This is a genomic window from Cryobacterium sp. CG_9.6 (assembly GCF_029893365.1).
Lineage (GTDB): Bacteria > Actinomycetota > Actinomycetes > Actinomycetales > Microbacteriaceae > Cryobacterium.
In genome coordinates this window covers 3,007,066-3,030,118 of record NZ_JARXUZ010000001.1, presented here as the reverse complement: position 1 = coordinate 3,030,118, position 23,053 = coordinate 3,007,066, and the positions used below count along the sequence as shown (strand labels likewise).

Sequence of the window (23,053 nt, the reverse complement as noted above, 5' to 3'; positions counted from 1 at the left end):
AGACGCCGATGACTGCACGCACGCGACTGGCCACCGGCAGCCTCGCCCTGGCGGCTGTGCTCCTGCTCGGCGCCTGTTCCGGCACGGGCGGAAACGACCCGCGGGCGGCACCACCCACGTCGACTCCCGGGTCTGACACCTCCGCCGCGCCCACCGGCACCGTGCGCCTGGTGGGAGACCCGGTCGCGATCACCAGCGGCCTCGACGCACCGTGGTCGATTCTGCGCGTGCCGGGCGGCGGCACCCTTATCAGCGAGCGCGACACCACGCGGGTGCGCGAATTACTCCCCGACGGCGGACTGCGAAACGTGGGCACGGTCACCGACGCTCGCCCCTCCGGCGAGGGCGGCCTGCTGGGCCTCGCCTACTCCGACGACTGGGTGTACGCCTACCTCACCACGGCCACCGACAACCGCATCGAACGGATGCCGCTGCTCGGCTCCGCGGGCGGCCACACCCTCGGGGCGGCCGAGACCGTGCTGGACGCCATCCCGCGGGCATCAAACCACAACGGCGGACGCATCGCGTTCGGCCCCGACGGCATGCTCTACGCCACCGTGGGAGATGCCGGCAACACGGCCCAGTCGCAAAACCTCGATGCGCTCGGCGGCAAGATTCTGCGCCTGACCCCCACCGGTGCTGTTCCGGCCGACAACCCCTTCGGCACTCTCGTGTATTCCTACGGCCACCGTAACCCGCAGGGCATCTCGTGGGACTCGAGCGGACGCCTATGGGCAAGCGAGTTTGGCCAGAACACCTGGGACGAACTCAACCTGATTGAGCCCGGCAACAACTACGGCTGGCCGGTGGTGGAGGGACGCGGCGACAACCCCGACTACACGGACCCCGTGCAGGAATGGGCGACCTCCGACGCCAGCCCCAGTGGAATCGCGATCGTGGGCGACACGCTCTTCATGGCCGGTCTGCGCGGCGAGCGCCTCTGGAGCGTTGATGTCTCGCCCAACATCGACTCCTCCACAGTGACCCCCATCGCCTATTTTGTGCGCGACTATGGCCGCCTCCGTGACGTAGTGCCCGGACCTGGTGGCACAGTGTGGTTCATGACAAACAACACGGATGGACGAGGTACTCCCAGCGCCGGCGATGACCGGCTTTTTGAAGTTCGCGTCGAAAGTGCCGCCGGTGGCTGATCTCGTGCGGGTGCGACACTGGGCCCACGCGCTCATGGCGCTTCACCTCGACCCGAGCTGGTCGTTCGCCTTTGACAACGCTAAGAAGCGGGCGGGGCAGTGCAACTTCACGCACAAACGCATTAGCGTGTCTCGGTACCTCGCCTCCCGGTATGACGACGACGATGTGCACCAGATTCTGCTGCACGAGGTGGCGCATGCCATGGCGGGTCCGCGCGCGGGGCACGGCCCGCGCTGGAAGAAGCTGGCGCACGACCTCGGCTACGACGGCAAGCGCACCCACGACGGCGAGATCGCCGACGAACTCGCTCCGTGGGTAGGGTCGTGCCCGGCCGGACACACGCATTACCGGTATCGCAAACCCACCAGGCCCCTGAGCTGCGGGCTCTGCGGGCGCGGTTTCCGCACCGAAAATGCCATCACCTGGGCACATCGGGAAATCACGGCGGCAGCGCGACGCCGAGCTGCGGCATCCGCTGGTCAATGATGCGTTCAGCGGTGTTGCAGACGTGTAAACACTCCGTACGGGGTCTTGCTGCGCGCGACGAACCCGAGTTCACTGAGAGGAGCGCAGCGCGCGTGAGGGAGAGGGATACCCCCATGGTGGTCATAAAAATCAACACAGCATCCGTGCACCGCAACGTGGCGTTCGCGCAGGGAACCCTAGTGGATCCGGGCCGCCGCCTCATGTTTATCGGCGGCCAGAACGGCGTCGACCAGCGCGGCAGGATTGTGGGCGCCGACACCCTCAGCCAGACGCGTCAGGCGCTACGCAACCTGCTCGCCGTGCTCGCCGAGGTGGGAGCGACGCAGGAAAACGTGGCCAAAATGACGGTGCATCTCACCGAAAGCGCCGACCTGAGTGAGGCATACGCGGCCTCGGCGTCGGAATGGGGTCAGCATCCCACCGCCGTCACGGTTTTGCGCGTGGCCGGCCTCGCGAACCCCGAGTTTCTCGTGGAGATCGATGCGGTCGCTGCGCTCTAATCGCTAGTTGGCGGCCACGTCTGTCGTGATATCGAGCTGGGCAGCAAGGCGCACCTCGGCGTCGCGGCCGAGAGCCACGAGCGCCTGACCGCTCTCGGACGCGCTCACCAGGTGCCGCACGGCCTGCTTCAGACCCACGAACGAAGCGGATGCTGCCGCCGCCTCGGGCGAACAGTGATCGATCCCGAGCTCAATGAGCGCATCGATTGCGGCGCCGCTGGCCAGATAGTCTTCGACCGCGAACCGCAGAGTGCCATCGTTGCGCAGTCCCCCGGCCGCAATGACAGCCACGGAGAATCGGTCACCCTTTTCGGCCTGGCGGGCCACGACCCACTCCGCCACGGCACTGCGATTGCCGAAACCGGCCGCGATCACCCGCGTGCCGGGGGGCACGTGCATGACGGGCGCCGAGGCATCCGGTTCGGAGAGAACGTCTACGACCACGACCACGTCGGCGAGCGGGGCGAGGGCGTCGCACCCGGCCTGACCCCAGTCGAAGCGAACCTGGTACTTCTGCTGCGAGGGTGCGTTGCTCATTGCTTCAGGGTATCGCGGCGTGGGTGGCGGGTGACCCCGTCGGGCCTGCACCCGTGGCCGCGCCCGAAATCGGTGGGCGCGCCGGTTCTCGCGCGCCGCCGCGCCCCACATCGGTGGCCGCTACGCCGGTTCGGTAGTTGTCAACCTGCTTGAGACAGTAGGTGGGTGTTGATGCCTGTGGGTTGGGGTAGTGGTGGTGCTGTGGGTGGTTGGCGGAAGCGTGTGGGGTGCTGGGCGTAGTAGGCGTCCAGTGCCCGTTGTCGTTGCGCGTGGATGAGGTGGGCGGTGCCGTCAAAGACGGATGCTGGGGTGTGCCGGCCGAGACCGCTGTGGCGGTGTTGGGTGGCATACAGGTCCAAGAAGTCCTTGGTCCATTGGCGGGCGTGATCGCGGTGATCGAATCGGTCCGGGGAGCTGGGGTCGTACTTGATGGTCTTGAACAGTGATTCTGAGAAGGGGTTGTCGTCGCTGACCCGGGGGCGAGAGTACGAGGTGATGATGCCGTTGCTCTCGAGGGCGTTGATGAGGTCTGTGGAGCGCATGGAGGACCCGTTGTCGGAGTGCACGACTGTGGGGGCGCCGTGGGTGGCGATCGCGTCGGTGAACAGTGTCACAGCGCGTTTCTTCGAGATGTAAGTCTCGATGCACCAGCCAATGGGGTAACGCGAGAACACGTCAATGATCAGGTAAAGGTAGTACCGATCGTGGTAGCTGGGTCCGTTCAATTCGGTGATGTCCCACGACCACAAATCCCCGGGCTTGAGCGTCGCGACGGCCGGAGTGCGCGGTGACGGGGAGCGCGGGGTTCGGGTGCGTCGACGATCCCCGACCAGGCGGTGAGCGTTGGCGACCCGGTAGAACGTGCGCTGCGAACACGCGAGAGTCCCGGCGTCGAAGGCGTGCCAGTACGTTTGCACCACCGATTTGTCTTCATATTTCGGCTCGCAGAGCACGGAGAGTATCGTGGCGCGCTCGTGCGTGTCCAAGGCTGCGGGTTGCCGGCGTTCGCGGTGCGGGATCGCCTCAGCCACGGGGCGGTAGTGCTGGTAGCCACGGCTGAGCCGGTAATACGTTGACCGTGGCATCCCGACCAGACGACATGCGTCCACGATCGGCATCGCCATTTCTTGGGCCAGTGCCGTGACCGTCAAGGTCAGGACAGCTTGCTTCGTTTCAGCCACGCCGCGTACTCGCCCGCGCTCATCAACGCTGGTGGGATCGGTGTTTGTTCCTCGTTCGAGCGGGTGGTGATCCCGTCCAAGAGCTCGAATGCTTTTCCCAAGATTTGTTGTGCTGCTTCGGACTGCGCGACCTTCTTCTTCAAAGCCTCGTTTTCCATCCGCAGCCGCGCCAACTCCGCACGATCGCGATTGTCCATTCTTTGTGGTGACCTCTCTGACGTTGCGACCATCGATGCCGTCCATTCTCCATCGTCGCGAGCCCTCAGCCAACGATTCACCGTGCCCTTTGCCAAGTCGAACTCGCGCAGTAACCGCACCTTCGCGCCTCGTTCCACGCACTCATCCCAGCGGCGTATGTACTCAATCCGAAACGCCAACGGAAACGACCGCCCACCATTTCTCGTTCGACCTATCGCCATATCATTCATGTCCTGCTCCGATTCAGCGTCCGTCACCACGATGTCTCACGACCATCATGGCAACTAACGCGTTACCGTAGCGCGCGCCCATGTCGGTGGCGGCGGCGGCCCGTCTGGGGCGCGGCCACCCGTTTCGGTAGCGGCCAGGGGGGCCAGGCCGGCTAGTGCCCGATCTGAAAGACCGTGCGTCCCGGCAACGGAGACTGCGTGGAGGTATCGTCCGTGGCCACCAGCGATCCGGCCATGAACTGTGCAAGCTCCGTACCCTCGATCACCTTGGCCGGATGCGGCCCGTTGGCCAGCAGCTGCGGAATCCAGTTCAGGTCAATGGGTGTGTGCGCCGCGATGAACACGATATTGCCAAACCGACGCCCCTTCAGCACCTGCGTCTCGGCGAACCCGATCACGTGCTCGAATACGGCCGACAGCGTCGCGGCCTGTCCGCGCGCGAACGCCAGCCCCGGCCCGTCGGCCACATTCACGGCCACCACGCCGCGCTGCGACAGCAGAGGAGAGGTGAGCGCAAAGAATTCCCGGCTGGTCACGTGCTTGGGCGTGCGTGCTCCCGAAAAAATGTCCACCACCACGAGGTCCACGGTTCCGTGCAGGCCGGGGGGCAGCTTTCCAAGCACCTCGCGGGCGTCGCCGTGACGCACGCGCAGCTGGGCGCGCTTGTCCCACGGCAGCTCGGCGCGCACGAGGTCGATCAGGTCGCTCTCGATCTCCACCACCTGCTGGCGCGATCCGGGCCGCGTCGCCTCCACGTAGCGGGGGAGGGTCAGCGCCCCCGCACCCAGGTGCACGGCGGTGATCGGCTCGTGCGGGTCGCCCAGCAGGTCGATCACGTGCCCGATGCGCTGAATGTACTCAAAGAACAGCTCATCGGGGTGCTCCAGGTTCACGTGCGACTGCGGCGTGCCGTCCACCACCAGTTGAAAGCTGCCCGGGGTGAACCGGTCGGGTTCAATCACGGCCAGGTGTCCGCTCAGCTTCAATACGACCGACGGATGCTCCGCCTCGCCCCTACTCATTACGCTCGCTACTCATACCCCCAGTCTGCGCCCTCCCGCAACGGAGCAGAAACTGGGTTATACCCGAGAATCCAGAAAAGGTCAACAAAGGAGTAGACATCACGTGGACAGGCCCGTATAGTTGACCCTTGCGCTCCCAGACTAAACTCTGCCTTCATATTGCGGTCGGCTTTGCGTGCTCAAGCCACCTTGCGGCACATTCCTTGCAAAGATTTATTGCACAGGGTCTGTTGGAGTCCTCACCCAATAACAGTAACTAGACCTGACGGGGTCCACGGAGGTTATTTCCTTGGCTGCTGCGCGCAACGCAACCACCAACTCACCCAAGAACGGCCGCTCAGCTGAGCGTCTTTCGTTCGCGAAGATTAGCGACCACCTCACTGTTCCGGACCTGCTTGCCTTGCAGACCGAGAGCTTTGACTGGCTCGTTGGCAACGACATCTGGAAGAAGCGCGTCGCTGAAGCCCAGAAGGCCGGACGCCAGGACCTGCCCAATCGCACCGGACTCGATGAGATCTTTGAAGAGATCTCTCCCATCGAGGACCTCGGCGAGACGATGCAGCTCTCCTTCACCAACCCGGAGCTTGAGCCGGAGAAGTACACCATTGATGAGTGCAAGGAAAAGGGTAAGACCTACTCCGCACCCCTCTATGTGAACGCCGAGTTCATGAACCACCTCACCGGTGAGATCAAGACTCAGACCGTGTTCATGGGCGACTTCCCGCTGATGACGCCCAAGGGCACCTTTGTGATCAACGGCACCGAGCGTGTCGTCGTGTCGCAGCTGGTGCGTTCGCCCGGCGTGTACTTCGACCGCCAGCAGGAGAAGACGTCCGACAAGGACATCTACTCCGCTCGCGTGATTCCGAGCCGTGGTGCATGGCTGGAGTTCGAGATTGACAAGCGCGACCAGGTTGGTGTTCGCATCGACCGCAAGCGCAAGCAGTCCGTCACCGTCTTCCTCAAGGCCCTCGGCCTCACGAGCGAAGAGATTCTCGAAGAGTTCAAGGGCTTCGCGTCCATCGAGCTCACCCTTGAGAAGGACAACATCCTCACGAAGGAAGAAGCCCTCAAGGACATCTACCGCAAGCTGCGCCCCGGAGAGCAGGTTGCCGCCGAGGCTGCCCGCGCTCTGCTGGACAACTTCTTCTTCAACTCGAAGCGTTACGACCTGGCCAAGGTTGGTCGTTACAAGATCAACCGCAAGCTCGGCCTTGAGGCTCCGCTCAGCGACTCCGTACTGACGCTCCAGGACATCCTGGCCACCATCAAGTACCTGGTGTCGCTGCACGACAACCGCAACACCATTGCTGGTGTGCGCGAGGGCAAGCAGACCGACATCTCGATCGACATCGACGACATCGACCACTTCGGTAACCGTCGTATTCGTGCCGTGGGCGAGCTCATTCAGAACCAGGTTCGCACCGGTCTGTCCCGCATGGAGCGCGTCGTTCGCGAGCGCATGACCACGCAGGACATCGAAGCGATCACCCCGCAGACCCTGATCAACGTGCGCCCCGTCGTCGCTGCGATCAAGGAGTTCTTCGGTACCTCGCAGCTGTCACAGTTCATGGACCAGAACAACCCGCTCGCAGGACTGACGCACAAGCGTCGTCTGTCTGCGCTGGGCCCGGGTGGACTGTCCCGTGACCGCGCCGGCGTCGAGGTGCGAGACGTTCACCCCTCGCACTACGGCCGCATGTGCCCCATTGAGACCCCGGAAGGCCCGAACATTGGCCTGATTGGTTCGCTCGCCTCGTTCGCGCGAATCAACGCCTTCGGTTTCATCGAGACGCCGTACCGTCGCGTTGTGGCCAACAAGGTCACCGAGACGATCGACTACCTCACCGCCAGCGAAGAGGACGACTTCATCGTCGCCCAGGCCAACGCCCCGTTGACCAAGGACTCGCACTTTGCGGAAGACCGCGTTCTCGCCCGTAAGAAGGGTGGAGAGGTTGACCTCTTCCCCGCGGAAGAGATCGGCTACATGGACGTGTCGCCGCGCCAGATGGTGTCGGTTGGAACCTCGCTCATTCCGTTCCTCGACCACGACGATGCAAACCGCGCACTCATGGGTGCCAACATGCAGCGTCAGGCTGTCCCGCTGCTCATCAGCGACAGCCCGCTCGTGGGAACCGGCATGGAGGGCTACACAGCCATCGACGCCGGTGACGTGCTCACCGCCGACAAGGCCGGTGTGGTTGCTGAGGTATCGGCAGACGTCGTCACCATTCAGCTCGATGAGGGCGGAACGCAGACGTACTACCTGCGCAAGTTCTCGCGCTCCAACCAGGGCACGAGCTTCAACCACCGCGTCATCGTGAACGCTGGCGAGCGCATCGAAGCTGGCGAGGTCATCGCTGATGGCCCGGCAACGGACCAGGGCGAGGTTGCACTCGGAAAGAACCTTCTCGTGGCATTCATGCCGTGGGAAGGCTACAACTTCGAGGACGCCATCATCCTGAGCCAGAACCTGGTCAAGGACGACACCCTCTCCTCGATTCACATCGAAGAGTACGAAGTGGATGCCCGCGACACCAAGTTGGGTAAGGAAGAGATCACTCGCGACCTTCCCAACGTCTCGCCGGACTTCCTCGCCGACCTCGACGAGCGTGGCATCATTCGCATCGGAGCCGAGGTTCGCCCCGGCGACATCCTCGTTGGCAAGGTCACGCCCAAGGGCGAGACCGAGCTGTCTGCTGAGGAGCGCCTGCTGCGTGCCATCTTCAACGAGAAGAGCCGTGAAGTTCGCGACACGAGCCTGAAGGTTCCCCACGGTGAGCGCGGCACGATCATTGGTGTCAAGGTCTTCGATTCGCAGGATGGCGACGACGAGCTCGGCTCGGGCGTCAACCAGCGCGTTGTGGTCTTCATTGCCCAGAAGCGCAAGATCACCGAGGGTGACAAGCTCGCCGGTCGTCACGGTAACAAGGGTGTCATCTCCCGTATTCTGCCGATCGAGGACATGCCGTTCCTCGCCGATGGAACCCCGGTTGACATCATCCTGAACCCGCTGGGTATCCCGGGACGAATGAACTTCGGTCAGGTTCTCGAGACCCACCTCGGGTGGATCGCGAAGCAGGGCTGGAACGTCGAGGGTAAGCCGAAATGGGCTGCTCGCCTTCCCGAGCACGCCTTCAGCGCCGCACCCGGCACGAAGGTTGCAACTCCGGTCTTCGACGGTGCGCTCGAGATCGAAATCGAGGGCCTTCTGGAATCCACGATCCCGACCCGCGATGGCGAACGCCTCATCGGTTCCTCAGGCAAGACCCAGCTCTTCGACGGCCGCTCAGGTGAGCCGTTCCCGAACCCGGTCTCTGTCGGCTACATGTACATCCTGAAGCTCCACCACCTCGTCGATGACAAGATTCACGCTCGTTCGACGGGTCCGTACTCCATGATCACGCAGCAGCCGCTGGGTGGTAAGGCGCAGTTCGGTGGACAGCGTTTCGGAGAGATGGAGGTGTGGGCGCTCGAAGCATATGGAGCTGCTTACGCACTTCAGGAGCTCCTGACGATCAAGTCGGACGATATTCTCGGCCGCGTCAAGGTGTACGAAGCCATCGTCAAGGGTGAGAACATCCAGGAGCCCGGTATCCCCGAGAGCTTCAAGGTGCTCATCAAGGAAATGCAGTCGCTCTGCTTGAACGTCGAGGTTCTCTCGGCCGATGGCACCGCAGTGAGCCTGCGCGACACGGATGACGAGGTCTTCCGTGCAGCGGAGGAGCTCGGAATCAACATTTCCACCCGGTTTGAGTCGTCATCCATTGACGACATCTAAGCCCGGCCACCGAGACTCGAATACTTTCCAAGGGAGAGAAATTGCTCGACGTAACAACATTTGACGAGCTTCGCATTGGCCTGGCTACGGCAGACGACATCCGTCGTTGGTCGCACGGTGAGGTCAAGAAGCCCGAAACCATCAACTACCGCACGCTCAAGCCCGAGAAGGACGGCCTGTTCGGCGAACAGATCTTCGGCCCCTCGCGGGACTGGGAATGCTCTTGTGGCAAGTACAAGCGTGTTCGCTTCAAAGGCATCGTCTGTGAGCGTTGTGGCGTAGAGGTCACGAAGTCGTCTGTGCGCCGTGAGCGCATGGGCCACATCGAGCTCGCTGCACCCGTCACCCACATCTGGTATTTCAAGGGTGTGCCGTCTCGCCTCGGTTACCTGCTCGACATGGCTCCGAAGGACCTCGAAAAGGTCATCTACTTCGCTGCCTACATGGTTATCTCGGTTGACGAAGATGGCCGTCACCAGGACATGCCTGGTCTCGAGAACGAGCTGCGCCTTGAGCTCAAGACCCTTGAGAACAGCCGTGACTCGCGCATCGCTGACCGCCTGCAGCGCCTCGAAACTGACCTCGCAGCACTGGAGGCCGAAGGCGCCAAGAGCGACCAGAAGAAGCGCGCGAAAGACGCCGCCGAGAAGGAAATGGGCCAGGTTCGCAAGTCCCTGGACGAGCAGATCGCGCACCTCGAGCGCGTGTGGGAAGACTTCCGCACCCTCAAGGTCGGCGACCTGAAGCCCGAAGACTCCGTCTTCCACGAGCTTCAGGACCGCTTCGGCATGTACTTCGAAGCCTTCATGGGCGCCGAGGCCATCAAGAAGCGCCTTGAGGCCTTCGACCTCGTCACCGAGAGCGAAAACCTGCACCTGCAGATCGCTGAAGGTAAGGGTCAGAAGAAGATCCGCGCCATCAAGCGTCTGCGCGTGGTCAACGCGTTCATCATGACCGGCAACTCGCCGGCGGCCATGGTGCTCGACGTTGTGCCGGTCATCCCGCCCGAGCTGCGCCCGATGGTGCAGCTTGACGGTGGCCGTTTCGCAACCAGCGACCTGAACGACCTCTACCGTCGTGTGATCAACCGCAACAACCGTCTGCGTCGTCTGCTTGACCTCGGTGCTCCCGAGATCATCGTGAACAACGAGAAGCGGATGCTGCAGGAAGCCGTTGACGCGCTGTTCGACAACGGTCGTCGTGGTCGCCCGGTCACCGGTACCGGTAACCGCGCCCTCAAGTCCCTGAGCGACATGCTCAAGGGTAAGCAGGGTCGTTTCCGTCAGAACCTGCTCGGCAAGCGCGTGGACTACTCTGGCCGTTCGGTCATCGTCGTCGGCCCGCAGCTGAAGCTGCACCAGTGTGGTCTGCCCAAGCAGATGGCGCTGGAGCTCTTCAAGCCGTTCGTGATCAAGCGCCTCATTGACCTGAGCCACGCTCAGAACATCAAGGCCGCCAAGCGCATGGTTGAGCGTTCACGTCCGCAGGTCTGGGACGTGCTCGAGGAGATCATCCGCGAGCGTCCGGTTCTGTTGAACCGTGCGCCCACCCTGCACCGTCTGGGCATCCAGGCCTTCGAGCCTCAGCTCGTTGAGGGTAAGGCCATCCAGCTGCACCCGCTCGTCTGTGCGGCGTTCAACGCCGACTTCGACGGCGACCAGATGGCTGTGCACCTTCCGCTCTCGGTCGAGGCCCAGGCCGAGGCACGCATCCTGATGCTCGCCTCGAACAACATCCTGAAGCCGTCTGACGGTCGTCCGGTGACCCTGCCCACACAGGACATGATCATTGGTCTGCACCACCTCACGACGATGAAGGAGGGCGTGATCGGCGAAGGCCGTGCCTTCTCCACCGTCTCCGAGGCAATTCTGGCCTTCGACCAGAAGTCGCTTGACCTGAACGCCAAGGTTCGCATCCGCTTGACCGACAAGTTCTTCACCGAGGGCACACAGCCCGAGGGCGTCGAGCTCGTGGACGGTCAGGCTGTCGGAACCGTACTGGTCACCACCAGCCTGGGCCGCGCCATCTTCAACGAGGCGCTTCCGGTTGACTACCCGTACTTCGAGCAGGTGGCCGACAAGGTCACCATGTCGACGATCGTCAACGACCTGGCCGAGCGGTACGTGAAGGTCGAAGTGGCCGCCACGCTTGACCGCATCAAGGACGCCGGTTTCTACTGGGCTACGCGCTCCGGTGTGACCGTTGCTCTGAGCGACATTCTGACGCCTCCGAACAAGAAGGAGATCGTCAGCGGTTACGAGAAGATGGCCGCGAAGGTTCAGGCGCAGTTCGAGAAGGGTCTCACGACCGACCTCGAGCGTCGTCAGGAACTGATCCAGATTTGGACCAAGGCAACCGAAGACGTTGCCGCGGCCATGCAGGCTAACTTCCCGACCGACAACACGATCAACCGAATGGTCACCTCTGGTGCTCGTGGTAACTGGCTGCAGGTGCGAAACATCGCCGGCATGCGAGGCCTCGTGAACAACCCGAAGGGTGAGATCATCCCTCGCCCGATCATCTCGAGCTACCGCGAAGGCCTGTCCGTCGCCGAGTACTTCATTGCTACTCACGGTGCTCGTAAGGGACTGGCCGACACCGCTCTGCGTACCGCCGACTCGGGGTACCTCACCCGTCGTCTGGTGGACGTGTCGCAGGACGTCATCATTCGTGAAGACGACTGTGGTACCACCAAGGGTCTTGAACTGCCCATTGGTGAGCGCGACTCCACTGGCGTGCTCGGCGTTCACCCGAACGTTGAGAACGCGGTTTACGCTCGCAGCCTCGCCGCACCCGCGGTCGACGCTGCAGGTGTTGTTGTTGCCGAGGCCGGCGCCGACGTGGGAGACGTGCTCATTGCACAGCTCATCTCGTCTGGCATCGAGACCATCAAGGTTCGCTCTGTGCTCACGTGCGAGTCTGCTGTGGGTGTGTGTGCGGTCTGCTACGGCCGTTCGCTCGCTACCGGCCAGCTCGTGGACATCGGTGAGGCCGTCGGTATTATTGCCGCACAGTCCATCGGTGAGCCCGGTACCCAGCTGACCATGCGTACCTTCCACACGGGTGGGTCGGCATCCGCTGACGACATCACCCAGGGTCTGCCGCGTGTTCAGGAGCTCTTCGAAGCTCGTACCCCCAAGGGTGCGTCGCCCATCGTTGACTCTGCCGGACGCATCACCATCGAGGACACGGACAAGGGCCGAAAGGTCATTCTCACGCCCGACAACGGTGACGAAGCGATTGCCTACCCGGTGCTCAAGCGTTCAACCCTCCTCGTTGAGGATGGTCAGCACGTTGACCTCGGACAGCAGATCATCATCGGCGCCGTCGACCCGAAGGAAGTTCTTCGTGTCAAGGGTGTCCGTGCGGTGCAGAAGCACCTCGTGGGCGGCGTGCAGGACGTTTACCGTTCGCAGGGTGTCCCGATTCACGACAAGCACATTGAGGTCATCGTTCGTCAGATGCTCCGCAAGGTGACTGTCGTTGAGCACGGCGACACCGGTCTGCTTCCGGGCGAGCTCGTTGACCGGTTGAAGTACAACGACCTCAACCGCACCGCGCTCACCGAGGGCAAGAAGACCGCCTCGGCTCGTCAGGAGGTCATGGGTATCACCAAGGCATCACTGGCAACCGAGTCCTGGCTGTCGGCCGCTTCCTTCCAGGAGACCACCCGGGTTCTCACCCAGGCGGCCATGGAGGGCAAGAGCGACCCGCTGATGGGCCTCAAGGAGAACGTGATCATCGGTAAGTTGATCCCCGCCGGAACCGGCCTGCCGCGTTACCGCGACGTCAACGTCGAGGCGACCGAGGAAGCCAAGGCTGAGCGTTACCCGAACCGCATCTTCACCGAAGATGCCACGTTCGCTGAGGGTGACCTGAGCTTTGTTGACTTCGACAGCTTCTCGTCGGACGACCTGACTCCCGGTACGTACAACTAACACCTGATACACGAAAAGGCCCTCATCTTCGGATGGGGGCCTTTTTGTGTCCGTCCTGCGGCTGTGACGGCATCAAATAGAAATTGCCCCCTTTTTTGGGGCTTTTTATTTAAGGATTCCTCACGTTTTCGGCGGCGAGTGCGTAGGCTCGAACTAGGTGGGCGGGCGCTCACCGCCAACACTCACAGAAGGACCCCCCGCATGTTCAGTACGTTCACCGGACCGCTCGCCCGCAAGCGTGCGTCCCTCAACAAAGAAGACCAGGGGTTCACGCTCATCGAGCTACTCGTTGTTGTGATCATCATCGGAATCCTGGCCGCGATCGCCATCCCCATCTTCCTCAGCCAGCAGGACCAGGCCAAAGATGCCGGCGCCAAGTCCGACCTCGGCAACGCCAAGGTGGCGTACGTAAGCTACCTCGTGGATACTCCCGCGGGCACATCCACGGTCGTTGCCACCGCTCTCACCGCCTATGGTTTCTCCGGCACGTCCGGCGTGACCATGACTATCCCCACCGGCGGAACTAGCTTTTGCCTGAACGCCGTGAGCTCCACCACCAACGCCTTCCACATCCTGTCGACCGGCGGCGCCGTGGCCGGCGCGTGCCCCTAACGCCTGAGGCCAATCTCGGTTAGTGGCCTGCCCGAACGGGCTCTCACCGGGTTTCACCAACGTGGGGTGTCGCACAGGCGGCACCCCACGTGTGCCCCTCGCATTTCCAGCTACCGAACGGCCCACAGGGGGTGTGACGTGATTGACCGTAGGACCGATCGAACCCTGTCAGGGCAGACAGGTTTTGGTCTGATCGAGATTGTTGTTGCTATGTTCTTACTGGCCCTTTTGGCCGTGGCCTTTCTCCCTTTTCTCGTGCGGGGGATCACGCAGTCCAGTGTCAACAGCACTCTCGCGGCAGCCACTGCGCTCGTGAATCGTGAAATGGAAAATGCGCGGGCGCAAACCACCTGCTCGGCACTCACCGCAACAACATATTCCGTTCCTGATGCCCGCGGCGTCACCCTTCAGGTCACCCGCACCGTGGGAGCTGCCTGCCCGGCGTCACTCTCCTCGTATCCGCTCACGGTTCCGGTGGGGGTTACCGTGGCACGCACCGACACGGGCGGCGTTGTGTCCTCGGCCACAACACTCATTTTCGTGACGACGTTCTGACATGCTGCCCCAGCGTGACGCGAGCACCGACACCGGCTTCACCCTGATTGAGCTCCTGGTCTACAGCGCGCTCCTCGTGGTGGTGGGGTCAGTCGTCGTCGGTCTATTCCTGAGCGGACAGACAACGGTGGCTCGTGTTCGTGACGTCACGCTGGCGGCCAACTCCGCCCAGGTGGTGGCAGACTCGGTGGCAACGAACATTCGCAATTCCACGGACTTCAGTCTCTCCATGCCGTCGGGCACCGACCAGTTTTTAGTTGCTCGCACCGCCCAGCGCGACGACCCTCTTACCTGGGGCTGCGTGGCCTGGTACTACTCGTCCGTCGGTTCGGGAAGCATCTATTTTCGGCAGTCCTCGACGGCCATTCTGAGCCCCACCACCGCTGAACTTGCTACCTGGTTGCTCGTGGATGGCGGGGTCACGCCCGTCTCTGGCACCAGGATCTTCACCGCGAGTGGCCAACAACTCAGCATGGGTTTCGTGAGCCGGGCGGGTACGCACCCGCCAGTCGTCATCTCCAGCGCAGCCACGAGCCGCGCCGGCGCATCGGGGAACCTGACATGCTTCTGACCCGCCTCACAAACCGGCTCGGCACCGTGATGTTCGGAACGGAACCCCAGCGAGGCTCCGCCCTCGCCGCCGTGCTCGGCATGATGGCCATCGGGCTCATCTTCGTGTCGCTCATTACGACATCCATCGTGGGCTCGTTCGTAGTGAGCACGTCGATTCGAGCCGGTGTTCAGTCGGGTGCCGCCGCCGAAGCGGGAATCGCCGCCGCACGTCGCGGGCTCTACGTGAGTGGCAGTTGCGCCGCACAGCCAACTCCCGGACGGTACGTGTCCACCGTTGCGCCGGTGTACAGCGCAACCGTGGAGTATTTTGCGGGCAGCAGCTGGTCACCGGGGTGCCCGGTACCCAGCGCTACCCGGGTGCGCGTGGTGTCCCGGGGAACCGCCCAGTCAGCTGGTATCACCGGGTCGGTCGTGGGTAACACCACCTCGGTTGAGGCGGTCTTCACGTACGTCTCCCCGGGGATCGGGCCGAGTGGAACCGCCCTCTACCTCTACGAGGGTGGTGTCGTTGAATCAAACTCCAGCTTTGATATGACCGAGGCTACGGGGGCGGGGCTCATGGTGAAAAATGGCGACTTTGGCTGCGCCAAGAACAACTCCGTGATCAACGGGAGTCTCAGCGTGGCGGGCAACCTCACGTTCACGGGATCCTGCACGGTCAATGGCAGTGCGTGGGTCACCGGCACAGCCACCCTCGGCTCCGGCGGCATCCGCGACAACCTCACCGCGGGTGCGGTGAGCCCCAACCCGCCGGGCAACCACGTGGGTGGTCTCTACAACCCGCCGGTTCCGCCCGCTCCCGTGCCGCCCACCGTGCCGCCGTGGACAGAGCAGGGGTACAACCCGGCAGCCTGGGTGGACTCGGCGGGAACAGCGTATGAGGTGAGGACCTTGCTTACCGCACTCGAGTGCACACTCCCTAATGGCACTCTGGGCGGAACGGTGGCGGGGGCGCCGGTGATTATCAACGCGCTGGGTTGTGTGGGCGGGCCCACGGCAACAAACAACACGACGGTGCGGCTCACCAGCGACGTGGTCATCTTCGCGAACAGATTCAGCTTTGCGAACATCAACGCACTGCGCTTCTCGTCATCGACCAGTGCGCCGCATCGGCTCTGGTTCATCACGCCGGACCTGCAGGTGAACGCACAGCCCAGCTGTGACGCCGCCACGCAGGGGGATTTTTCGGTCAAGAACGGCTTCGCCATCAGTGACCCGATCGACGCTCTGCTCTACACGCCCTGCGCGTTCTCGGGGATCAACGGGTTTACCTGGTCGGGTCAGATCGTGTCGGGTCAATACAGTCAAATCAAGAACAACCCCACCTTCACCTTCGTGTCCATAGGTTTGCCGGGTGTCAACCTCGATACCGGTGGCAGTAGCTCCAGCGTCACCACCCCGCAGCCCGGGGCGGTCATATCGTGGCGAGAGATAACGGGCTGATGAAGGGCACGCCAACATGACCGGGAACATTGTGGGTGTCGATATCGGTACCGCCGGCATCCGCGCCGTTGAAGTAGCGGATGCCGGCAAGCCGTCACCGACACTCGTGCGGTACCACCAGGTGGCGCTGCCCGCCGGGGCGGTGGACCGGGGCGAGGTTGCGGAGCCGAACACGGTGGCGGGGGCGCTCAAGAGTCTCTGGTCAGAGGGGGAGTTTAAGAGTAAACGCGTGGTTTTGGGCATCGGAAACCACGGGGCGTTGGTGCGGGATCTGACCGTGCCCACGATGTCGATGAGACGAATTCGTGAGACCCTCCCCTTTCTGGTGAACGACATGCTTCCCGTTCCGGCCTCTGACGCGCTCCTCGATTTCTACCCGCTCTCCGAGGCAGAGGGGGAGAACGGGCCAGAAATTCGAGGGCTGCTGATCGCCGCCGTGAAAAAGGCCGTGCAGGGCAACATCGCGGCGGTTCAACTGGCCAAACTGTCGGTCGTGGAGGTTGATCTGCTTCCGTTCGCGCTGAGTCGAGCCGTGTGCCGCGGGTCGACGTTCACGGGTGCGGTGGCGATCATCGACGTGGGACAGGCCACCACCTCGGTGATGGTGCTTCGGGAGGGCATTCCCGAATTTGCGCGCCTGATTCCCGCTGGCGGAGGCGACGTGACGCAGGCTTTGATGCTCGGTCTCTCACTCGACGAGGCGGCGGCGGAGACGGTGAAACGAACCACCGGACTCGTGCCTTCCCCCGCCACGGCTGGCCCCGCGGCAGTGATCATTGCGGAGGCCACAAACGAACTGATCAGCAGTCTGCGCAACACCGTGAACTATTTCGTAAACACCCGTGAGCACCGACCGATTTCCGCAATCGTGCTCACCGGCGGTGGAACCCACCTGAATGGATTCTCGGCCGCCCTCGGAACGTTGACCCGGCTGCCCATTCTGGCGGCAGACCCGATGACTGCGGTGACGCTGGGTCGCGGAGTGGACGCATCCGCTCTGAACAAGGACACGGGCGCTTACGCGGTGGCGCTCGGCCTCGCGCTCGGGAGCACGGCATGAACACGAAGCAGTTGGCCGACCAGGTGCGCTTTGGCGCGGAACCGCGGATGGATCTGCTCCCGCCCGAGGTGCGGATTCAGAAGAAGATTCGAGCAACACGTCGACGACTGGCCGCGCTGTTAGTGATCGCCCTCCTTGCCGTGGGAACGGGCGTGGCCGCATCCACCGGGCAGGCGCTGCTGAGCCAGGAGCGCCTGGCCGTGGCGCGGGAGCGCACCGCGGAGCTTGTGGCCGCCCAGGCCCAGTACTCGGAGGTGCAAGAGGTGCAGAACGCCCTCGATACCACTCTGGCAGCGCAGCAGTTCGGTGCATCGACGGAGATTGACTGGAAGGCCTATCTGGCCCAGATTCAGGCGCTGTTGCCGAGCGATGTGGGGGTGGCGTCGTTCACGCTTGATTCCGCCACACCCTTTGCCGTCTACGACCAGCCCACCAGCCCACTCCTGGGCTCCCGGCTGGCCACAGTCAACATGCTCTTCACCAGCCCCTCGATCTCGGGACTTCCAGACTGGTTGCAGGCTATGTCGGCACTGCCCGGTTACGCCGATTCGCACCCCACGCTGATCTCCCGCACGGTGGACGGTACCTACACCGTGGCCTGGGTCCTTCATCTCAATCAGGGGGCGCTCTCTGAGCGTTTCTCGGCAGCGAACGGTAACTGATCGTGGATAAGAACAGGCTCTGGGTGATCGGCGCGGTGATGCTGATCGGTGCGATCGTCGTGCTCGGTTGGGTGCTGGGCATTGCTCCCAAGCTCGCCGAGGTGGCGGTGGCTGAGAGCGATCTTGCGGGGGCCGTGGCCCAAAACGCAGCATATGAGGTGCAGGGCGCAGCGTTCAAGAAGCAATTTGAGAACATGGATGCGCTCAAGGAGGAGCTCGCGGCGGTGCAGGAATCGGTGCCGTTATCGCCCGAGATTCCGCGCCTGATCGCCGAGCTCAGTTCGGTAGCGGATGCCAGTGGTGTTGTCATCTCGAGCTTCACCCAAAACGATGCGCAGGCCTATGACCCGATCGTGGCGGGCGTGATACCGCCCGTATCGGATGTTCCCACGGATGTCGCCGATTCCGCGGCAGCGACGGCTCCGAGCACACCCGCTGAACCAGCAGGAGGGCTGCCCGCCCCCGTGGCGGATTCGCGTATCACCGCCGCAAACTTCACCGCCATTCCGGTCACCGTCATCGTGGAGGGGACTGCCGGAGCGGTGCTCGATTTCGTGTCGGGCCTGCAAAAGGGCGTGCGGCTCATCGTGGTGAACGCCATCTCCACGGCCGAGCCAGCGACGGAGACCGGACTCGTCACCGGCACCATTTCCGGCTACGCCTTTGTACTCGCCGACCCGCCTGATGCCTCACGACCACAGTGACACCGGCCACCGGAAATGGCTGGTCTCCACACTCGTCGTCGTTGTGGCCGCCGGGGCAGACGGGGAGATAAGATCACAGATACGACTCGACGAACTATGGATTGAGACAAAACATTTTAGCTCCTGATTGTGCGTTGAACCAGTACCTCGTCCGGGGGAGGCCCGTGTGGCAACCCTGACGGAGATTCTCATTTTGCACGGTTTGTTACCCATCGAAGTGCTCGATACGCTCCTTGCCGGAGACCCGGCCGATGAGGGCGCGGTTCGCGCCCTGGTGGCCCGCGGTGTGATCACCGAGGTGCAGTTTGCCAAGGCGCGCGCGCAGCAGGCCAATCTGCCCTTCGTGGAGCTGGTGGACTATCCGGTGGACCGCTTGGCCGTTGCACTGGTGACGCCGATGGTGTGTCGACGCCACGAAGTGCTGCCGATTGCCATTATTGATGGTCGGCTGCTGGTGGCGATGGTCGACCCCGGAAACGTGTTTGCTCTGGACGACGTGCGGGAGGCATCGAGGCTCCCCGTCAACCAGGTGGTCGCCGAACGGACTGATTTACTCGCTGCTATTGCGCTGTATCACCGTGCTGACGATGAGCTGACCAACCTCACCACCACGTTGGAGGAGGAGAACGCGCCGGTTGAGGCATCCGCTTTCGGTGTGTCAGACTCCCTCGACGATGATGCGCCAATTGTGCGGTTCGTGAATTTGTTGGTGAGCCAGGCGATTCAGGACCGGGCGTCGGACATTCATATTGAGCCGGCCGAGGACAGCCTGGGGGTGCGATACCGCATTGACGGCGTGTTGCATGAGATGCAGCGGGCGCCGAAGAGTATTCAAAACGGTGTGATTTCGCGGTTGAAGATTATGAGTGATATCGACATTTCGGAGCGGCGGAAGCCTCAGGACGGCCGGATGTCGGTCAGTTATGGGGGACACACGATTGACCTGCGGGTCGCCACGTTGCCCACGGTGTGGGGCGAGAAGATCGTCATGCGAATTTTGGACAATTCGACGACGAAGATGAGCCTGCGGGATTTGAACCTGTTGGAGGGCAATTTCAATTCGTACCGGGCGGCGTATACCAAGCCGTACGGGATGATTCTGGTGACGGGGCCGACAGGGTCGGGGAAGTCGACCACGTTGTATACAACCCTGAACTCAGTGGCGCGGCCGGAAATAAATGTGATCACCGTGGAGGATCCGGTGGAGTATCGCATGAAGGGCATCAACCAGGTGCAGGTGAATCCGAAGGCGGGGTTGACGTTTGCCAGTGCGCTGCGCTCTATTTTGCGTTCGGATCCGGATGTGGTGCTGATCGGTGAAATTCGGGATCATGAGACGGCGTTGATTGCCATTGAGGCGGCGTTGACCGGGCACCTGGTGCTGTCGACGCTGCACACCAATGATGCGCCGAGTGCGATTACACGTTTGACCGAGATGGGGATTGAACCATTTTTGGTGGGGTCGGCATTGGATTGTGTGGTGGCGCAGCGGTTGGCGCGGCGGCTCTGTGATCGGTGCAAGGCGCCAGATGATCGTGATGTGGATGATCTTCGGTTGTTGAATTTTCGCGTGGATCCGGATCTGCCGTCGCCGCGTATTTTTGGGCCGGTGGGGTGTGCAACGTGTTCGAAAACGGGGTATCGGGGCCGGATTGCGTTGCATGAAGTGATGACGGTGTCGGAGGAGATCGAGCGGCTGACGGTGTCGCGGGCCTCCAGTGCGGAAATTGCGCGGGCGGCCCGGCAGCAGGGCATGATTTCGCTGCGTGAGGACGGCTGGGCCAAGGTCTTGCTCGGTTTGACATCTATCAATGAGATTTTGCGCGTCGTCGCCTAGGTTCAAGGACAGGAACATGAGCAATCCGATTTACGAAATCCCGGTCATTCCCGGCAACTCGCAGCTGCCCCCCGTTGGCTTTGATGCATCGGATCCGGTCACGTCTGAGGTACACGAGCAGGAATACCTCACCTCCCCCGACGAGAACGCCCACCGTCACCGCTTGACTGATGTTCCGCTGAATCCCGACAAAGACCTCCTGCACGCGCTGAAAATGGTTCTGGAACTTGACGCGTCTGATCTTCACATCACCGTGGGTGCGCCCCCCAATATCCGAGTGGATGGTGCTCTCAGCCCGATGGAGGGGGCGCCGAAGTGGTTTGGTGACAAGGTGACATCGGCTCTTTATAGTCTGTTGACGAGTGCTCAGCGGGAGGAGTTCGAGCGTGAGTTGGAGCTCGACTTTGCCTACACGGCTAGCGGCGCTCGTTTTCGGGTGAATTACTACCTGCAGCGCAATTCCATTGGTGGGGCCTTTCGGTTGATCCCGCGGGAGATCAAGCAGCTGGCGGAGCTGGGGGTGCCGGAGTCAGTGGCGAGGCTTGCGCAGTTGGCGCGTGGGTTGGTGTTAGTGACGGGGCCCACGGGTTCGGGAAAATCGACCACGTTGGCGGCGCTGATTGATCTGGTGAATCGCACGCGGGCCGATCATATTGTGACGGTCGAAGACCCCATTGAGTTTTTGCATCGGCATCAGAAGTCGCTGGTGAATCAGCGTGAGGTGGGTCATGACACGCATAGTTTTGCCGCGGCGCTAAAGCATGTCTTGCGGCAGGACCCGGACGTGATTTTGATTGGTGAGTTGCGGGATTTGGAGACGGTGTCGGTGGCGTTGACGGCCGCGGAGACCGGGCATCTGGTGTTTGCGACGCTGCACACGCAGGATGCGGCGCAGACGATTGACCGCATGATTGATGTTTTTCCGCCGCATCAGCAGGGTCAGGTGCGGTCGCAGTTGGCAGCAACGCTGCAGGGGGTGGTGTGCCAGACGCTGGTGAAGAAGGTGGGCGGCGGCCGGGTGGTGGCCACGGAGGTGTTGGTGGCGACATCTGCTATCGCGAACTTGATTCGGGAGGGCAAGACGTATCAGATTCCGTCGGCAATGCAGGCGGGCCGGGCATTGGGGATGCACACGATGGATCAGCATTTGGCTGATCTCGTGAATTCGGGTCAGATCACCCGGCAGTCCGCGGAGGAGAAGGCGCAGGACCTGGAGGGGCTCACGCAGCTTATTCACCATGTGCAGGCGGGGAGTTCCAGCTCGTTATCGTCTGGCGGAATCGACTTTGGCGACTCGTTCTCGCCGCGAGGAAGGTAAGTCATGCCCACCGTTGTTGCGTTTGCATATAAGGGTCGAAATGCCAGTGGCAAGGTTGTGAAGGGGCGACTGGATGCCGCGTCGGAGAGTGCCGCGATGACGCGGGTGCGCACCATGGGGTTGGCCCCGATTTCGGTCACAGAAGTTCCCGTGGGCACGGGCTTGAGCCGGGAGATTCGCATTCCGGGCCTGACCAAGCAGGTGGGTTTGAAAGATTTAGCGGTGATGAGTCGTCAGATGGCCACGATGACGTCGGCCGGGTTGTCACTGCTGCGCACGCTGAATATTTTGTCGGAGCAGACCGAGAATAAGGAACTGGCCAAGATCCTCACCACGGTACGCAATGACGTGGAGTCGGGGGTGTCACTGTCGGAGGCGATGGGGAAGCATCTGAAGGTGTTCCCGCCCATCATGATCAATTTGATTCGGGCCGGGGAGACGGGCGGATTTCTGGAAAATTCGTTGAACTCGGTGGCGGAGAATTTTGAGTCGGAGGGCAAACTTAAAGACACGATCAAATCGGCGATGGCATATCCCACAATCGTGCTGATTATGGCCGTTTTGGCAGTGATCGGGATGCTCACCTTTATCGTTCCGGTGTTTGAGAACATGTTCGCTGACTTTGGTGGTCAGTTGCCGTTACCTACCCAGATTCTGGTGACGCTCTCGGCGGTGATGACGTGGTTACTTCCCGTTTTGGTGGTGGCGGGGATAGCGTTTTCCATCTGGTGGCGGAGCAACAAGAACACCGAGCGGGTGCGCAAGGTGCTGGACCCGATCAAGCTGAAGGTGCCGGTGTTTGGCCCGCTCATGACGAAGCTGGCCATTGCACGGTTCAGCCGCAACTTCTCCACCATGATTGGTGCGGGTGTGCCCATTTTGCAATCGCTCATCATTGTGGGGGAGACCTCGGGCAATTGGGTGGTGGAGGTGGCTCTGCGCAAGGTGCACGAGTCCGTGCGTCAGGGCATGTCTATTGCCGGGCCGCTCTCCCTCGAACCTGTCTTTCCCCCCATGGTGGTGCAGATGATCGCCGTGGGTGAAGATGCCGGTGCGTTGCAGACCATGCTGAGCAAGATTGCTGACTTCTACGACCAGGAAGTGCAGTCCACCGCTGAGCAACTCACCGCGCTGATCGAACCACTCATGATCGCCTTCATTGGTGTGGTCATTGGCGGCATGATCGTGGCGCTCTATATGCCCATGTTCTCAATCTTCGAGTACATCAAATAAAGATTTGCCCTCTAATTGGGGCTTCTTTTGT

The 23,053-nt window shown here is 62.2% G+C and carries 19 protein-coding genes; 15 read left to right on the top strand and 4 right to left on the bottom strand.

Going from position 1 to position 23,053, the window contains the following annotated elements; translation table 11 throughout:
- Positions 1 to 8: 8 nt before the first annotated feature.
- The 3 genes from H4V99_RS14005 to H4V99_RS13995 all read left to right on the top strand — a co-directional run bounded on the left by H4V99_RS14005 (position 9) and on the right by H4V99_RS13995 (position 2,138).
- Positions 9 to 1,151: a PQQ-dependent sugar dehydrogenase gene (locus tag H4V99_RS14005; protein ID WP_280679298.1), complete on the top strand. Its 1,143-nt coding sequence runs from the start codon at positions 9 to 11 to the stop codon at positions 1,149 to 1,151.
- The gene (locus tag H4V99_RS14000) at positions 1,144 to 1,638 is read left to right on the top strand and encodes a SprT-like domain-containing protein (protein ID WP_280679296.1); all 495 of its coding nucleotides are present in this window, start codon (positions 1,144 to 1,146) and stop codon (positions 1,636 to 1,638) included. Before H4V99_RS14005 ends, H4V99_RS14000 begins: the two co-directional genes overlap by 8 nt.
- 113 nt (positions 1,639 to 1,751) lie before the next feature.
- Positions 1,752 to 2,138: a RidA family protein gene (locus H4V99_RS13995; RefSeq protein ID WP_280679294.1), complete on the top strand. Its 387-nt coding sequence runs from the start codon at positions 1,752 to 1,754 to the stop codon at positions 2,136 to 2,138.
- Between the two features lie 3 nt (positions 2,139 to 2,141).
- Here H4V99_RS13995 and H4V99_RS13990 read toward each other — a convergent pair whose 3' ends face one another.
- The 4 genes from H4V99_RS13990 to H4V99_RS13975 form a co-directional block, all read right to left on the bottom strand.
- Positions 2,142 to 2,675, bottom strand: a complete 534-nt coding sequence (locus tag H4V99_RS13990; RefSeq protein WP_280679292.1) for a 2-phosphosulfolactate phosphatase — start codon at positions 2,673 to 2,675, stop codon at positions 2,142 to 2,144.
- 140 nt (positions 2,676 to 2,815) lie between these two features.
- Positions 2,816 to 3,856, bottom strand: coding sequence for an IS3 family transposase (locus H4V99_RS13985; RefSeq protein WP_280674510.1), 1,041 nt, complete (start codon positions 3,854 to 3,856; stop codon positions 2,816 to 2,818).
- Entirely contained in the window at positions 3,829 to 4,191 is a 363-nt protein-coding gene (locus tag H4V99_RS13980) for a hypothetical protein (protein WP_280674508.1), read from the bottom strand. Before H4V99_RS13980 ends, H4V99_RS13985 begins: the two co-directional genes overlap by 28 nt.
- A gap of 245 nt (positions 4,192 to 4,436) precedes the next feature.
- Positions 4,437 to 5,306, bottom strand: a complete 870-nt coding sequence (locus H4V99_RS13975; RefSeq protein ID WP_280679290.1) for a fused MFS/spermidine synthase — start codon at positions 5,304 to 5,306, stop codon at positions 4,437 to 4,439.
- Between the two features lie 289 nt (positions 5,307 to 5,595).
- On the opposite strand from H4V99_RS13975, the gene rpoB reads away from it, so the two are divergent.
- From rpoB to H4V99_RS13915, 12 genes are all read left to right on the top strand, one after another.
- A complete protein-coding gene (gene rpoB, locus H4V99_RS13970) occupies positions 5,596 to 9,087 on the top strand; it encodes a DNA-directed RNA polymerase subunit beta (protein WP_280679288.1) in 3,492 nt (1,163 codons plus the stop codon).
- 41 nt (positions 9,088 to 9,128) lie between these two features.
- Entirely contained in the window at positions 9,129 to 13,025 is a 3,897-nt protein-coding gene (locus tag H4V99_RS13965) for a DNA-directed RNA polymerase subunit beta' (RefSeq protein WP_280679286.1), read from the top strand.
- 201 nt (positions 13,026 to 13,226) lie between these two features.
- Positions 13,227 to 13,637 carry a prepilin-type N-terminal cleavage/methylation domain-containing protein gene (locus tag H4V99_RS13960; protein WP_280679284.1) on the top strand — a complete coding sequence of 137 codons (411 nt, stop codon included), beginning with the start codon at positions 13,227 to 13,229 and terminating at the stop codon, positions 13,635 to 13,637.
- A 138-nt stretch (positions 13,638 to 13,775) separates the two neighbouring features.
- The gene (locus tag H4V99_RS13955; protein ID WP_280679282.1) at positions 13,776 to 14,192 is read left to right on the top strand and encodes a prepilin-type N-terminal cleavage/methylation domain-containing protein; all 417 of its coding nucleotides are present in this window, start codon (positions 13,776 to 13,778) and stop codon (positions 14,190 to 14,192) included.
- 1 nt (position 14,193) lies between these two features.
- Positions 14,194 to 14,763, top strand: a complete 570-nt coding sequence (locus H4V99_RS13950; protein ID WP_280679280.1) for a hypothetical protein — start codon at positions 14,194 to 14,196, stop codon at positions 14,761 to 14,763.
- Positions 14,754 to 16,208, top strand: coding sequence for a hypothetical protein (locus tag H4V99_RS13945; RefSeq protein ID WP_280679278.1), 1,455 nt, complete (start codon positions 14,754 to 14,756; stop codon positions 16,206 to 16,208). Before H4V99_RS13950 ends, H4V99_RS13945 begins: the two co-directional genes overlap by 10 nt.
- Before the next feature lie 16 nt (positions 16,209 to 16,224).
- On the top strand, positions 16,225 to 17,268 hold the full coding sequence (pilM, locus tag H4V99_RS13940; protein ID WP_280679276.1) for a type IV pilus assembly protein PilM: 1,044 nt from the start codon (positions 16,225 to 16,227) through the stop codon (positions 17,266 to 17,268).
- On the top strand, positions 17,265 to 17,930 hold the full coding sequence (locus H4V99_RS13935; protein WP_280679275.1) for a hypothetical protein: 666 nt from the start codon (positions 17,265 to 17,267) through the stop codon (positions 17,928 to 17,930). Before pilM ends, H4V99_RS13935 begins: the two co-directional genes overlap by 4 nt.
- A 2-nt stretch (positions 17,931 to 17,932) precedes the next feature.
- A complete protein-coding gene (locus tag H4V99_RS13930) occupies positions 17,933 to 18,634 on the top strand; it encodes a hypothetical protein (RefSeq protein ID WP_280679274.1) in 702 nt (233 codons plus the stop codon).
- Between the two features lie 166 nt (positions 18,635 to 18,800).
- The gene (locus tag H4V99_RS13925) at positions 18,801 to 20,471 is read left to right on the top strand and encodes an ATPase, T2SS/T4P/T4SS family (RefSeq protein ID WP_280679273.1); all 1,671 of its coding nucleotides are present in this window, start codon (positions 18,801 to 18,803) and stop codon (positions 20,469 to 20,471) included.
- 16 nt (positions 20,472 to 20,487) lie between these two features.
- A complete protein-coding gene (locus H4V99_RS13920) occupies positions 20,488 to 21,789 on the top strand; it encodes a type IV pilus twitching motility protein PilT (RefSeq protein ID WP_280679272.1) in 1,302 nt (433 codons plus the stop codon).
- A gap of 3 nt (positions 21,790 to 21,792) precedes the next feature.
- Positions 21,793 to 23,022 (top strand): type II secretion system F family protein, encoded by a 1,230-nt coding sequence (locus H4V99_RS13915; protein WP_280679271.1) that lies wholly within the window; start codon positions 21,793 to 21,795, stop codon positions 23,020 to 23,022.
- Positions 23,023 to 23,053: the final 31 nt, after the last annotated feature.

Bases quoted from the DNA above. Each gene is read 5' to 3' on its own strand.
- H4V99_RS13945 (WP_280679278.1), top strand. From the start codon at position 14,754: ATGCTTCTGACCCGCCTCACAAACCGGCTCGGCACCGTGATGTTCGGA.
- H4V99_RS13990 (WP_280679292.1), bottom strand. From the start codon at position 2,675: ATGAGCAACGCACCCTCGCAGCAGAAGTACCAGGTTCGCTTCGACTGG.
- H4V99_RS13935 (WP_280679275.1), top strand. From the start codon at position 17,265: ATGAACACGAAGCAGTTGGCCGACCAGGTGCGCTTTGGCGCGGAACCG.
- H4V99_RS13960 (WP_280679284.1), top strand. From the start codon at position 13,227: ATGTTCAGTACGTTCACCGGACCGCTCGCCCGCAAGCGTGCGTCCCTC.
- H4V99_RS13920 (WP_280679272.1), top strand. From the start codon at position 20,488: ATGAGCAATCCGATTTACGAAATCCCGGTCATTCCCGGCAACTCGCAG.
- H4V99_RS13975 (WP_280679290.1), bottom strand. From the start codon at position 5,306: ATGAGTAGGGGCGAGGCGGAGCATCCGTCGGTCGTATTGAAGCTGAGC.
- H4V99_RS13915 (WP_280679271.1), top strand. From the start codon at position 21,793: ATGCCCACCGTTGTTGCGTTTGCATATAAGGGTCGAAATGCCAGTGGC.
- H4V99_RS14005 (WP_280679298.1), top strand. From the start codon at position 9: ATGACTGCACGCACGCGACTGGCCACCGGCAGCCTCGCCCTGGCGGCT.
- pilM (WP_280679276.1), top strand. From the start codon at position 16,225: ATGACCGGGAACATTGTGGGTGTCGATATCGGTACCGCCGGCATCCGC.
- H4V99_RS13995 (WP_280679294.1), top strand. From the start codon at position 1,752: ATGGTGGTCATAAAAATCAACACAGCATCCGTGCACCGCAACGTGGCG.
- H4V99_RS13950 (WP_280679280.1), top strand. From the start codon at position 14,194: ATGCTGCCCCAGCGTGACGCGAGCACCGACACCGGCTTCACCCTGATT.